At 39.3% G+C, this 13,478-nt stretch carries 15 protein-coding genes and 1 other RNA gene; 3 read left to right on the forward strand and 13 right to left on the reverse strand.

Going from position 1 to position 13,478, the window contains the following annotated elements; all coding sequences use genetic code 11:
* Positions 1-109: 109 nt before the first annotated feature.
* Positions 110-1,231 (forward strand): amidohydrolase, encoded by a 1,122-nt coding sequence (locus IJE10_02270; GenBank protein ID MBQ2966934.1) that lies wholly within the window; start codon positions 110-112, stop codon positions 1,229-1,231.
* Here the strand turns inward: IJE10_02270 and IJE10_02275 are convergent.
* From IJE10_02275 to IJE10_02335, 13 genes are all read right to left on the reverse strand, one after another.
* Complete coding sequence (locus tag IJE10_02275) at positions 1,223-2,332, reverse strand: D-alanyl-D-alanine carboxypeptidase (protein MBQ2966935.1); 1,110 nt, start codon at positions 2,330-2,332, stop codon at positions 1,223-1,225. The genes IJE10_02270 and IJE10_02275 overlap by 9 nt on opposite strands.
* Before the next feature lie 42 nt (positions 2,333-2,374).
* Positions 2,375-2,779, reverse strand: a complete 405-nt coding sequence (gene ytfJ / locus IJE10_02280; GenBank protein ID MBQ2966936.1) for a GerW family sporulation protein — start codon at positions 2,777-2,779, stop codon at positions 2,375-2,377.
* On the reverse strand, positions 2,772-3,197 hold the full coding sequence (locus IJE10_02285) for a DUF2953 domain-containing protein (protein MBQ2966937.1): 426 nt from the start codon (positions 3,195-3,197) through the stop codon (positions 2,772-2,774). The genes ytfJ and IJE10_02285 overlap by 8 nt, the downstream gene beginning before the upstream one ends.
* 156 nt (positions 3,198-3,353) lie before the next feature.
* Positions 3,354-3,938 carry an SMC-Scp complex subunit ScpB gene (scpB, locus tag IJE10_02290; protein ID MBQ2966938.1) on the reverse strand — a complete coding sequence of 195 codons (585 nt, stop codon included), beginning with the start codon at positions 3,936-3,938 and terminating at the stop codon, positions 3,354-3,356.
* On the reverse strand, positions 3,931-4,671 hold the full coding sequence (locus tag IJE10_02295; protein MBQ2966939.1) for a segregation/condensation protein A: 741 nt from the start codon (positions 4,669-4,671) through the stop codon (positions 3,931-3,933). The genes scpB and IJE10_02295 overlap by 8 nt, the downstream gene beginning before the upstream one ends.
* Entirely contained in the window at positions 4,668-5,285 is a 618-nt protein-coding gene (locus IJE10_02300; GenBank protein ID MBQ2966940.1) for a site-2 protease family protein, read from the reverse strand. Before IJE10_02300 ends, IJE10_02295 begins: the two co-directional genes overlap by 4 nt.
* 52 nt (positions 5,286-5,337) lie before the next feature.
* On the reverse strand, positions 5,338-6,636 hold the full coding sequence (gene lysA, locus IJE10_02305; GenBank protein ID MBQ2966941.1) for a diaminopimelate decarboxylase: 1,299 nt from the start codon (positions 6,634-6,636) through the stop codon (positions 5,338-5,340).
* 63 nt (positions 6,637-6,699) lie between these two features.
* Positions 6,700-6,987, reverse strand: coding sequence for a hypothetical protein (locus tag IJE10_02310; protein ID MBQ2966942.1), 288 nt, complete (start codon positions 6,985-6,987; stop codon positions 6,700-6,702).
* Between the two features lie 7 nt (positions 6,988-6,994).
* Positions 6,995-7,993, reverse strand: coding sequence for a dTDP-glucose 4,6-dehydratase (rfbB, locus tag IJE10_02315; GenBank protein ID MBQ2966943.1), 999 nt, complete (start codon positions 7,991-7,993; stop codon positions 6,995-6,997).
* A complete protein-coding gene (gene rfbA / locus IJE10_02320) occupies positions 7,990-8,865 on the reverse strand; it encodes a glucose-1-phosphate thymidylyltransferase RfbA (GenBank protein MBQ2966944.1) in 876 nt (291 codons plus the stop codon). Before rfbA ends, rfbB begins: the two co-directional genes overlap by 4 nt.
* Before the next feature lie 106 nt (positions 8,866-8,971).
* Positions 8,972-9,161: non-coding RNA, 6S RNA (ssrS, locus tag IJE10_02325), on the reverse strand.
* A gap of 7 nt (positions 9,162-9,168) precedes the next feature.
* Positions 9,169-9,423 (reverse strand): DUF1292 domain-containing protein, encoded by a 255-nt coding sequence (locus IJE10_02330; GenBank protein MBQ2966945.1) that lies wholly within the window; start codon positions 9,421-9,423, stop codon positions 9,169-9,171.
* 69 nt (positions 9,424-9,492) lie between these two features.
* The gene (locus tag IJE10_02335; protein ID MBQ2966946.1) at positions 9,493-10,314 is read right to left on the reverse strand and encodes a hypothetical protein; all 822 of its coding nucleotides are present in this window, start codon (positions 10,312-10,314) and stop codon (positions 9,493-9,495) included.
* A gap of 137 nt (positions 10,315-10,451) precedes the next feature.
* Here IJE10_02335 and IJE10_02340 point away from each other — a divergent pair, with 137 nt between their 5' ends.
* Both IJE10_02340 and IJE10_02345 read left to right on the forward strand, forming a co-directional pair.
* Complete coding sequence (locus IJE10_02340) at positions 10,452-10,607, forward strand: hypothetical protein (GenBank protein MBQ2966947.1); 156 nt, start codon at positions 10,452-10,454, stop codon at positions 10,605-10,607.
* Positions 10,608-10,760: 153 nt separating this feature from the next.
* Positions 10,761-13,442, forward strand: coding sequence for an FAD-dependent oxidoreductase (locus tag IJE10_02345; GenBank protein MBQ2966948.1), 2,682 nt, complete (start codon positions 10,761-10,763; stop codon positions 13,440-13,442).
* Positions 13,443-13,478: the final 36 nt, after the last annotated feature.

The raw sequence follows: 13,478 nt of genomic DNA on the forward strand, positions 1-13,478 counted from the left end.
TTAAAACGCTCTTTCCATTAAAGTAAAAACATTTTATCTTTGTTTTCGGTTGAATTGTAAATTTAAAAATGCTATAATAAAGCAAATACTATATTCGAGGTTTTTTAAGATGAAAAATGACTATATTGCTATTCGACGTTATTTACATCAGCACCCAGAGTTGTCATTTGAAGAATATAACTCTGCAAAAACAATCTCTGATGTTTTAAACAGTCTGTCTATTCCCCACTCTACAGGAATTGCCAAAACAGGTGTTTGTGGTGTTTTACGCGGGAAATATCCCGGAAAAACAATTCTTTTGCGTGCTGATATGGATGCACTCCCTTTGCAGGAAAAAAATCAGTGCGAATATGCATCACAAAACAACGGCGTTATGCATGCGTGTGGACACGATGTGCATGTTGCTGTGATTTTGATGGCAGCAGAATTGCTCTCAGAAAGAATCGATGATATTCACGGAAATGTAAAATTTGTTTTTCAACCTGCTGAAGAAACCACAGGCGGTGCTCTGCCGATGATAAAAGAAGGCATTCTGAAGAATCCCGATGTAAGTGCATGTATCGGATTACATGTAAAGCCCGAGCTTGAAACGGGTAAAATTATCGCTTCCTCCGGAAAAATAATGGCATCTCCCGACTCTTTTTACATCACCTTATCCGGCAAAGGCGGACATTGCGCGACACCGTCACAAAATGACGATTTATTATCAGCACTTGCCGTTCTTTTGACTGAATTAAAGTGTATTTCTTATCCCGATTCGTTGGTAGTGCCGTGCGAAGTTCATGCAGGTACAGCACCGAACATCATGCCCTCTGAACTAAAAATCAGCGGAAGTTTTCGTTCTTTCGATCCGGGCGTTCGTCAAAAGATTGCGCAAAACATATGCAATCTTGTAGAAAAAATCTCCAAAAGTTTCGGTATTCAAGGTGAAACAGAAATCGAATTATTGTATCCGCCACTTTGCAACGATACCCACTTAACAGCTACCCTTCAAAAGGTCGCCGAAACCGTGATTGGCACCGATAACGTAATCAAAACCTTTACCCCAAGTTTTCTCGGAGAAGATTTTTCTTACTTTGGAGAATCTGTTCCGGCATCTTATTTTTATCTGGGATGCAAAAGAAATGACCGCGAAACTGCGTTACACGCAGATAATTTTGATGTAGACGAATCAGCCATCGAGATAGGTGCAAAAATCATAGCAGAAACCGTTCTGGAATATTTAAAATAATTGTCCGAACAGCATCAACAAAAAATCCTGAAGCTTCGGAACAATTTTTACATCACAGCTTTCTTTCGAAACAATATCTGCTTTCATTATCATTTCACCATTTAAATAAAACTCTCTGTATCCAACCACAGCTCCTTTTTCTATCGGAGCTGTGTTATTTTTACTCCAAATCGTTTTGAAGGTAACGCAATCCGAATCTAAAACAGGAATAGAAACTGTGTTCTTGTAGCTTGTTTTAACAAAATTTTTCTCTCCATTCTTAACAACATAATCCTCTGCTGTTAAATTTTCCTGCAGTAAATCTTTTCTTTGTAAAATTGAAAATCCGTAATCCATCAATTTTATATGATCATTCCAATCATCCGGTGCATTCAGTGTCACAGCAATAAGGTGTATCCCGTCTCTTGTGGCTGAACTTACCAAACATCTTCCGCTCTTTTTTGTAAAGCCAGTCTTTCCTCCGCTACACCCTTCATATAACGTTAAGAGCTTATTATGATTATGAATCACACGATTGTACGGATGTCCCTTCCAGGGAATTTCATACTGTTTTGTAGAAGTGATTGTTCGGAACAGCGGATTTTTTTCTGCATAAGCCATAATTTTCGCTAAATCCGCAGCTGTTGCGTAATGCGATTCATGGTCAAGCCCGCTCGGATTGACAAAATTGGATTGATCCGCACCCGACCTTTTAGCGGTTTGATTCATGAGAATAGCAAAATTTTCAACATCTTTTCCGATGTGCTCCGCAATCGCAACAGAAGCATCATTTCCGGATGCGAGCATCAATCCATACAGCAAATTTTCAAGCGTCTGTTCCTCCCCTTCTTCAAGCCAGATTGAAGAACCTTCGATTTCAGAAGCGCTTTTGCTTGTTATAACAACATCAGCAGGGTTTCCGTTTTCTATTGCCGTAATTGCGGTAAGGATTTTCGTTGTACTCGCAATTCCCATTTTTACATCCTTGCTTTTTTCGAATAAAAATCTTCCGCTGACCGGCTCATATAAAGCGGCAGATGCTGCAGACAAGTCAAACCCCATTATAACAACAGGAAAAAGAATAAAAATAATTAAAAATATAAAAAGAACTTTTTTCTTCAAAAAATCACCGCCCTACTTAAAAAGTATGAGCGGTAAACATTTTTATTCATTTTCTTCGTCTTTTTTGGGAATCAAATCCGCAATTTTATTAACCATAGACGGAATATAATCCACAAGTTTTGTTATCGGATCAGAGCCTTGAACCGGCAACAGTTTAACATGTACATCGTTTGCGACCAAAAACGCAACCGGATCAATTGAAACGCCCGCGCCAACACCACCGCCGAAAGGAAATGATTTTTCCGAATCTTCCGCTTTTTTCGAGCTAAATTCTTTACCGAATTCGCATCCGCCTGCCGCAAGTCCGAAGCTTACTTTGGATACAGGAATTACAACAGTACCGTCCGGCGCCGTTACCGGATTACCGACAATTGTATTCACATCAACCATCTGCTTCAGATTTTCCATAGCCGTGTCCATCATACTGTTCACAGGATGTTCACTCATTCTCAACACCATCTTTCTTTTTTAATATATTATTTAAATGCATTAAAGCAACACGCTCCTGCATTAATAAACTTATAACCCAAAAGAGAGAAACAAAAAAACTTATTTCAAACGCAATCTTAGTGTGCGTTTTATCAAAATCCGGCTCAACCGATACATCAAAGCTTTTAACGGTGTAGCGATTCACAATAAATCCTAAAAAGTTATAAACCGCAGTATACAAAATTCCGGTACGAATAGCCGTTTCAGCCGCATCTCCGCTGCCGTGGATAATTTTAAACTTAATACTTGATACAGTAAGCTTCGAACGGATGTGTTTTTCAAGAATTAAAAAAATATCCTTTATCACCTTTAAAAGCATGCGTATTTTCTGAATTTCGAAGTTAAAATTATTAAAAACCGGCTCATGCTTTTTCACATTCCTGTTTTCTGAAATAAAACTGTATACGCGAATTGATAAAAAACGCACCTCAAGTTTAAATTTTTCGTTAAAAGAAATGCACAATCTGAACGGAATAAACAAGATCCCAATCGGAATTAATATTAGAAGCCAAAGAAGATGTAACATATACACTCACTCCCCTTCGACCTGCAAATTCTCCTCATCATCACCCTGCGTTGCTTCAACATCCAAAAGAGAAAGTTGCATTGAATCAAGATCCGGTACATCCTCCAGACTTTGAAGTCCAAAAAGTTTTAAAAATTCCGGCGTTGTCCCATATAAAATCGGGAGCCCCGGTGCTTCCAGACGACCCTGCTCTTCAACAATTTCCCGGTCAAGAAGTTTTTTTAAAGGACCAAAACTGTCAACACCACGGATTTTGTCAATTGTACTTCTTGTAACCGGCTGATTGTATACAATAATAGATAAAACCTCAAGTGCCGCTCTAGATAGAGTGTTCGGTTTTTTTATACCCGCAAATTTGTTTAAATATTCAAATAAATCAGGATTTGTTGAAAGCTGGTAAAAATCACCATAATGCAAAATCTTTAAACCTTTCGATGCGTAATTATACCGATCGGAAAAACCGTTCAGGATTTTTTGCATTTTGCTTCTGGAAAGTTCAAATACTTCTGCCAGTTTTTCAACCGAAACCCCTTCTCCAGATACAAACAGAATTGCTTCTATCGCATTTTCAATACGTTCAATATCATTCATCCCGTGTTTTGTTATCCCCTTCACTTAAAATTATCTTTTCCTCGCTGTATGTAATGGTCAAAGAATCATTCCGGACCATTTCAAGTACAGCAAGAAAAATAGCAACAATTTCACTTCTTGATTCAACAGCCTCAAACAAGTCGTTAAATTCGACCTGACCATCAACCTGCAACCGCGATTTAATTACCTTAACCTTCGTTTTAACAGACACGGGCTCGCGGCCAACTATGCCCGAAAACATATATTTAGAAGGCGGAAGGCTTTTTTCAAAGCGTTCCATCACCGACGCAAACGCCATGGTAAGCTTGTCGACAGGAATTGTTTCGAACTGTGCGTCAGACTTAAACTGATCTGTTTCGGACGATTCTTTAAAATAAATATAATCGCATATAGATTTTCTGTCATCAAAGAAACCTGAAATATCTTTGTATTTTTTGTATTCTGCAAGACTTAAAATTAGTTCTTGTCTCGGGTCATCCTCTTCATCTTCCTCTTCATCATATTGCGGTAATAAAACACGAGACTTAATATATAATAATTTGGCGGCCATGACCAGGAATTCGCTGTTTACTTCCAGATTCATTTCTTCTATCCGCTCAAGATATTCCAAGTATTGTGCCGTAATTAAAGAGATGGGAATATTAAAAATACTGACCTTGTTTTTGGAAATCAAATGCAACAAAAGATCTAAAGGACCTTCAAAAACTTCCAAATGAAAATTCAATTCGCTCATACAAAAATACCTGAAATCCATTCAAATAAATGATAATATATAAAATTTAAAGCTACACCGAGTAAATCGGAGAGATTCAAAAAATAAATCGCTACAAAAAGAATGATACCGCCATAGCGTTCAAAAGAAAGATAATTCCATTTTGCTTTCGCAGGCAAAAACTGTGCTATAACCTTAGAGCCGTCCAAAGGAGGAACGGGTAACAAATTAAAAAGAAATAACCCAAGATTAATCTGCGTAAACACACACCAGAAATCATCAACAAAAGACAGCCCGTTAGCTGTATAAATCATTCGGTCTATAACATAAACATCATTTGATATACAGAATATAAGAATCGAAATCAAAGCCAACAAAAAATTAGACAAAGGTCCGGCGAGACTGACAGCAATCATTCCCCATTTTCTGTTTTTGAAAAAATAAGGATTCACAGGAACCGGTTTTGCCCATCCAAAATGAAAAACCAGCAGACACAACGCGCCAATCGGATCAATATGTTTAAGCGGATTCAAAGAAAGTCGCCCGTCATTCCGTGCAGTCTTGTCTCCCATAAGAAAAGCAACAAATCCGTGGGCTACTTCGTGGAACACAATTGCAAGCAATGCTGCAACCACAGCAGTAATAATCTCTTGTAAAAAAGCCCAATTAATGATAAGTCAACACCTCTTAGCAGATATCATTTTTTAACACATCTTCATACGTTTCACGTTTAATAATAAGTTTGGCCATACCCTCTCTGACCATAACAACAGGCGGTTTTGGGATGCGGTTATAATTGCTTGCCATAGAATAATTGTACGCACCGGTTGAAAGAATCGCAAGTGTATCACCGACTTCAATACGGGGAACAGTTGCATTTTTAATAATCAAATCGCCGGATTCACAGCATTTTCCCGCAACAGTTACCTGTTCAGTCGGCTCAGCAGATGCGTTATTTGCAACAATTGCAGTATATTCCGCATCATACATAATGAAACGCGGATTATCAGCCATACCTCCGTCGACCGAAACATATTTCCGGATTCCCGGAATATCCTTGACTACACCGACAGTATATAACGTAATTCCTGCAGAACCAACAATAGACCGTCCCGGTTCCATTAAAAGCATCGGCATTTCAATGCCTCTGTTGTACGCAATTTTTCTCACAATTTCAGCAACCGCTCCGATGTATTCATCATACCCGATCGGATTATCAGTCTCTACATAACGAATACCGTAGCCGCCCCCGAGATTGAGTTCTTTAAATACAATTCCTGTTTCAGCCGTTGCATCCGCAATAAAGTTTGTCATTACCTCAGCAGCTTCTAAAAACGGCTCTTTGTCAAAAATCTGCGAACCTATATGACAATGCAATCCGACCACATCAATATTCGGGAGTTGTTTTGCAACGTGCAAAATCTCCATTGCATCTCCGGTTTCTAAACCAAAACCGAACTTCGAGTCGACTTGTCCCGTCATAATAAAATCATGCGTATGTGCGTCAATTCCCGGCTTTACACGAAACAAAACTTTTGCTGTTTTTCCCTCAGTACACGCAAGTTTGTTTAAAGTCTGTAATTCATAGCTATTATCTACTACAACACGGCCCACACCAAAATCTATCGCCATTTTTAATTCATCAGGCGTTTTGTTATTACCGTGGAAATAAACCTTTTCCATTGGGAATCCTGCCTTGTGCGCAGTATAAAGTTCACCACCGGATACAACATCAAGACCCATACCTTCTTCCGCAACCAACTTACACATATACATGCAGGAAAAGGCTTTGCTTGCATAAAGAGCAAGCCCTTTATCGCCGCATGCCTCTTTTATAGAATCCAGGTAAAGTCTGCAGTTTTTACGAATCTGTGTTTCGTCCATTACATAGACCGGCGTACCGAATTCCTTGGCAATATTCAAAGTGTCTAACCCGCCAATAGTCAAATGATTTTTGTTGTTTATCCCAAGTGAATCTGAAATCATGCTATGCACCTCATATAAGTCTTATTAGAATAAATTTATTATAATATTATAGCACATTTTGCTTTATTTGTCAATCAAAAGGCTTTCCAGCTGTACACAGAGCATTTCGAACGGATCGTCGAAATACGCATACGGATTCACACCACCGCCATTTGTGCTTTTCAGCTGATTACACGAGTAGCTTTCGCCCGCATCCAAAAAATCTCCCACAGTAACATCAACACCGTGTTTTTGTGCACACAAACAAAAATCAAACATCGCATTTTCACCTTGTAACGTAAAAAGAAGTTCCGTAAGAAAGACTTTATCCGCTTTTGCGTTTTCATAGATTTCGTCCAAAAAATTTTGCATTGTTCTCTTAAGCCTCCGCTTTATATGAGCCATCCAATATACGTTCCCACCATTTTCGGTTATCCAGATACCACTGTATCGTTTTGCGAATTCCGTCTTCGAAATTCGTTTTCGGAACCCAACCAAGCTCACGTCGGATTTTAGTGGGATCGATTGCATATCTTAAATCATGACCTTTTCTATCCGAAACAAAGGATATTCTGTTTTCATCAACATCAAGCGCGTTTGCAATCAAACGCACAACATCAATATTTCTTTTTTCGTTGTGTCCGCCAACATTATACACTTCGCCGACCGTTCCTTTTTGCAAGATCAAATCGATCGCAGAGCAATGATCTTCTACATAAAGCCAGTCCCTGACATTTTCACCCTTTCCGTACACCGGTAAATTTTTTCCCGTAAGCGCATTTGTAATCATCAGAGGAATTAACTTTTCCGGAAAATGAAAAGGTCCGTAGTTGTTTGAGCATCTGGAAATTGTAACAGGCAAGCCATATGTTCTGTGATATGCCAGCACCAGCAAATCCGCACTTGCTTTGCTGGCAGAATACGGACTGGATGTATGGATGCTTGTTTCTTCAGTAAAAAACAAATCAGGTCTGTCTAAAGGCAAATCTCCATACACCTCATCTGTTGAAATCTGATGATATCTTTTGACAGAAAATTTAAGAGAAGCATCCAAAAGAACCTGCGTACCCAAAACATTGGTTACCAGGAAAATTTCAGGATTTTCAATCGAACGGTCTACATGACTTTCTGCAGCAAAATTCACCACAACATCAAAAGCCTCTTTCTCAAAAAGAGGAAAAACAGTATCGCGTTCAGCTATGTCACCATGCACGAAAGAAAAATTTGCATTTTCGCTTGCCTTTAGAAGATTGTCGAGATTGCCTGCGTATGTCAGCTTGTCCAGACATACAATCTGAGCATCTGGGTGTTTATCAAGCATATAATAGATAAAATTGCTGCCAATAAAGCCGGCACCGCCTGTAACTAAAATTTTCATATTTGCCCCTCTGCCAAAGAAATGATATATTGTCCGTAATCCGTCATTTTTAATTCTTCACCAAGTAAACGCAATTGTTTTTTGTCAATAAATCCTTTTCGCCATGCAATCTCTTCAATACACGATACATAAAACCCTTGTCTGGACTGCACAGCTTCGATGAACTCCCCTGCTTTAAGCATTCCTTCAGGTGTACCGGTGTCCAACCATGCCATACCGCGTCCTAAAACTGCAACATCCAAGCATCCGTGACTCATATATACTTTATTTACTGCTGTAATCTCTAACTCTCCTCTGTCGGACGGTTGGATTCTTTTTGCGATATCGATAACACGGTTGTCGTAAAAATACAATCCGGGTACCGCGTAGTTTGATTTGGGATGAGCAGGCTTCTCTTCAATGGAAATCGCCTGACCCGTAGCAGAATCAAACTCCACAACACCAAACGCAGTCGGATTCTTCACCGGATAAGCAAAAATCGTCGCCCCCTTGTTTTTTGAGCGAGCATCTCGTAAAATCTGCGTAAAGGTTTGCCCATAGAAAACATTATCTCCCAGAATCAGGCAAGCGGAATCATCGCCAATGAACTTCTCGCCGATTATAAAAGCCTCTGCAAGACCTTTCGGCTCAGCTTGTTCTGCATAAGAAAGAGAAATTCCCCATTTTCTTCCATCGCCTAACAATTTCTGATAAAGCGGAAGGTCAGAAGGTGTAGAAATGATTAAAATCTCCCTGATTTCCGCCAGAAGCAGAACTGACAACGGATAATATATCATTGGTTTATCGTAAACAGGCAGTAATTGTTTTGATATCACTTGAGTAATCGGATAAAGTCTTGTGCCTCTGCCTCCTGCCAAAATAATTCCTTTCATAAAAACCTCCGACATCTTTTTTTATATTATACCAAAATAATGTGTCACTGTCAATGAAATCAGGTCAAAAAAAAAGAAGCTGCACTTGCAGCTTCTTCATTTTTTAATTAGCCCCAACGAACCGTTTCAATACAAATTTTTAAACCTGTCTGTACAGGTGGGTTAAAGCCCGGTCTCTTCACGCTTCCCCGTCCACAATTAAGCAGGGGGCCTGCAATCCCTTACCGGAGACAAAATCCCTTAAAAAAAGTGTTGGTTCAAAACACAAGTATTGATAACGCATCCGCCAGGAAGTGTGTATTCTTATTCTTCGTCAAGCGATTCATCGTACTTTTTCAGTACAGCCATCGCCTCTTCATCGTCATCCACACCCACAAGAATTTCCTCGCCTTCGTCATCTGTGTCAAATTTAAGAATGACTACACCATCATCAGGCTCTTCAACAGGCAAAAGCAATACATAACAATTGTCATCCATTTCAATGGTATCAATGTGTTCAAACTCAACCTCTTTGCCCTCGTCGTCCGTTAAAACAACAACATTATCCTTTTCGCTCATTTATTACACCTCACATTTCTATTATGTATTGTACACGATGAAATATACTTTTGTCAATCCCGATTTTAATTATTTTCGTTTATTTCTCGAAATACGCTCCTGAACCTTATACATTTTCACAGCAGTCAGAACTATCATAACAAGACCGGCATCCGTAACCAGGGTCAATGCATCTATATAGTGCTCCAGTCTGCCGTTTTGTGAAATCATATTAATAACCGAAAGAATTTCATAAACGAGCAAAGAACCTGAAAACAAAAGACTGCCTGTAAACGTAAATGTCTCTGCATTCTTTTGACGATTTTTAATATAAAACACAAAAACCATAATGGCGGAAGTTAAAGAATATGCCAGTACCACACCATGTAAAAAATACAAAGCATGAATATAAAATCCGGCAGCAAACTCCATTGTGCTTTCAAACCAGTACAACGAAATATAAACCGCAGGAACAATCAGTATTACAAATGACAATGCAAGATACCATATTCGTTGAACCATAGCCTTTTCTGACACAATTCTGTCAAAAAGCATAAAAACAAATAAACCTTTAACTGCTTCGCCGAAAAATTCAAATATTTTTCTTCCGTTTATGATATCGGTCATCGTCCCAAAGCAAGCTTCTGTTACAGAAAAGATTGATATAAGAAGAACACCGAGCAGTGCAAATACCGTTTTTTCTTCACGGTTCATAACCGCATACACAAAAGCATACAGACTCATTAAAAACATCGGTATAAAGGTAATAAGCTTCATTGCACTGAAATCTCTTTGCAGATTTCCGAGCTGGAAAATCACAAAATATGTACCAATAATCCCTAATACAATAATAAAAGTCAGGAAATTGAAGACACCAATCTCCGTTTTTTTGTCCTTAAATAATTTATGCATACAATCTACCCTTTCAATAGTTATATTGCTATTATACATTTTTTTACCAAGAAAAGCAATAGCTTTTAAAAAAATAATTAGAACTCTTGACATATATTTTTTTGCGTGTTATACTAAATAAAAAAGGAGTTTTAGCCATGAAAGTTTTAGAACGTATTTTAGCGGTTGTATCTATTTTAGCAATCATTGCCGTAATTATCACTCTGGTGTTCCAATGGAAAAAAGATGGTGAAATCTGGCGCACAATTAAAACAATGCTTCCTCAGAAAAAAATCGTAGATTTAGAAGAATAATTTTAAAGCTTATGAAGCTGAAACTTCATAAGCTTTATTTTAAATTTGTTCGTTTTTTAGTTGAAAAAAGCTTGCTTTTTCTTTTATAAAGAGGTATAATAAATCAAAGAATGGTTATTTTGACAAATAAACCGATTTTTAGGAGGAAAAAACATGGATAACAAATTCTTGTGGATTGATTCAACCGATTTTGAACAAAAAGGCGAATGGGTTCTGGATACCCAGTTTGTTCATTTAATGGGTTCCCCTTATTTACTTGCCGTAGAGGCACCCGGAGTTCCTGTTGCTGATGCTACAATTAAAGCAAACTGGCAGGGCGATAAAATGGTTCGTGTCTGGGTTCGTACTAAAAACTGGTACTTTCCCTATGCTCCCGGTGTGTTTAACATTGCAATTAACGGTGAAAAGAACAAAGTTGACTTAGGTGACAGCCCTACACATGACTGGTACTGGCAATTGGCCGGCGACTTTGAAATGAGCAAAGGCGAATTTGAACTGGCTCTTTGCGATAAGTCCGGCTATTTTGGGCGCTGTGCAGCAGTTCTTCTTACGGACGATATGGATTTCATTCCCAAACGTCCCACTGCAGATTATATTAAAGAACGTGCCTTCTTCATGGGCAAAGATTTAACTCCAAAGAATTTTGGCGAATATGATGTTGTTGTCTGCGGTGCAGGTCCCGGCGGTGTTCCGGCTGCTGTAGCTGCAGCAAGACATGGCGCTAAAACACTCTTAATCAGCGGCAGACCGGTTGTAGGTGGCAACTCCTCTTCCGAAGCCGGTGTTGGCTTTAACGGTGCTTCTTCCAGACAATTTAATGCCCGCGAAGGCGGTATTGGTGAAGAAATTGTTCGTGGCGCATTTAAACAGAAAAACGGCTGGACACCTGTTTTACAGGAGCTTTGTGACAAAGAAGAAAATCTTACCGTTATTTACAATTACTTTGTAAATGGTGCAAATACTGTTGATGGTACAATCAAAAGTATCACCGCACTTAACACTTTAACCAACGAACAAATCGAAGTGGTTGGTAAGCAGTTTATCGACTGTTCCGGTGACGGCTGGCTTGGATATTATGCAGGTGCAAAATACAGACTTGGTCGTGAAGCTTTCTGGCAATACAACGAAGAATTTGCACCTGAGGTTGCAGACACCCGCACCATGAGCGGCTGTATCATGCGTGGTCATGAAAGAAGCAAAAAACCTCTTTATATGGAAACGGACAAGGAGGTTAAATATACTGCGCCCGAATGGGTTCCGCAGTTCCCCAAAGGCAAGGATTACGGCAGAAATATTGAACACATCGGTTTCCAATGGTGGTTGGAAGCACCAAACATCTATGATGATCTTTACGATGCAGAAATGGCGCGTGATGAACTGTTCAGAATTCTGCTCGGACACTTTAACTACCTTAAAAATCTTTGGGATGAAAAAGACCGTGCGAAAAATTATGTTTTCAGCATGATGCCCTTCTACGATGCAAAACGCGAATCCAGAAGATTTGTCGGCGATTATGTGTTAACACAGAACGATTGTATGGAAGGTAAAAACTTTGAAGATACTGTAGCTCACACAGGTTGGCCGATTGACTTACATAATCCGAAAGGCATATATTCCGGTAAAGAAGGTCCCTTCTTCTCCAACACACATATTCCGATGGCAAAAGTTCCCTTCCGTTGCCTCTACTCTGTAAACATTAACAATCTTATGTTTGCCGGCAGATGCGCAAGTGTATCGCATATCGCTTTAGGTACTTGCAGAATCCAGAATACAATTGCCTGCGAAGGTCAGGCTGTTGGTACTGCTGCAGCGATGTGTGTTAAAGATAACATTTCACCCAGAACATTGGGTCAGACCAGAATCGAAGAATTACAGCAGATTTTGATTAAAGATGACCAGTATATTCCGGGTCGCATAAGCACGGATGAAGCAGATATTGCACGAAAAGCAACTGTTACTGCTTCTTCTGAAAATCCGAACGAAGTATATTACGCACACATCGGTGATGAATCCGAAGGCTTTGAACTGGATAAACAGCGTGCAACCTTCTTCGCACGCGATGTTGCAGATTACATTGGAAGCGTTTGGACAAAACTTACCAACAAAACAAATGAAGAAAAGAAAGTTCTTTTCCATGTATACTTACAGGCTGACCCCGATGGTTTCTTAGAAGATCAGCCCATTCGTGATTGCGAAATCACCTTACCGCCCAACTCTACTGATTGGTATGAAGTTAAAATCGATGTAACCACAAAACTGCGTTATCTTTGGATGTGGACCGACAAAAACCTCGGTGTGTGGTGGCATACATATACCGGTGCCGCTCTTGATCACACCCACTCCGAACGTGAAACTGCCGATCAGGTGTTTGACAACATGCGCTTCATCACCCATTGCGTAGAATTGAAAAAACCTGAAATTTATATTGCGAACTGCTCAGCAAGCAATATTATAAACGGTTATTCCAGAGCAAACGACCACATTGACTACGAATGGGTTTCCGACCCGGATCAGGGACTTCCCCAGTGGATTGAATTGAAGCTTGATAAACAGCAGCCTATCAATAAAATCCATGTTACATTAGATACCGACATGACAAATCCATCTATGCTCCGTTGCTACGAGGATTATCCGCACACTTTAGTTCGTGCATATACCGTCGAGGTAAATGATGGAGAAAAATGGGTTCAGGTTGGTGATGTAAAGGATAATTACATGAGAAGAATTGATCACAAATTTGATACAATTAATGCTACAGCCGTTCGTATTAACGTAACTGAAACCGGCGACAACGCAACAGCAAGAATTTTTGAAGTTCGTATTTATAATGAATAATTGAGTCTGCAAAATAAGCATCTTTAAAGATGCTTA

This window comes from Clostridia bacterium (assembly GCA_017410375.1).
Lineage (GTDB): Bacteria > Bacillota > Clostridia > RGIG6154 > RGIG6154 > RGIG6154.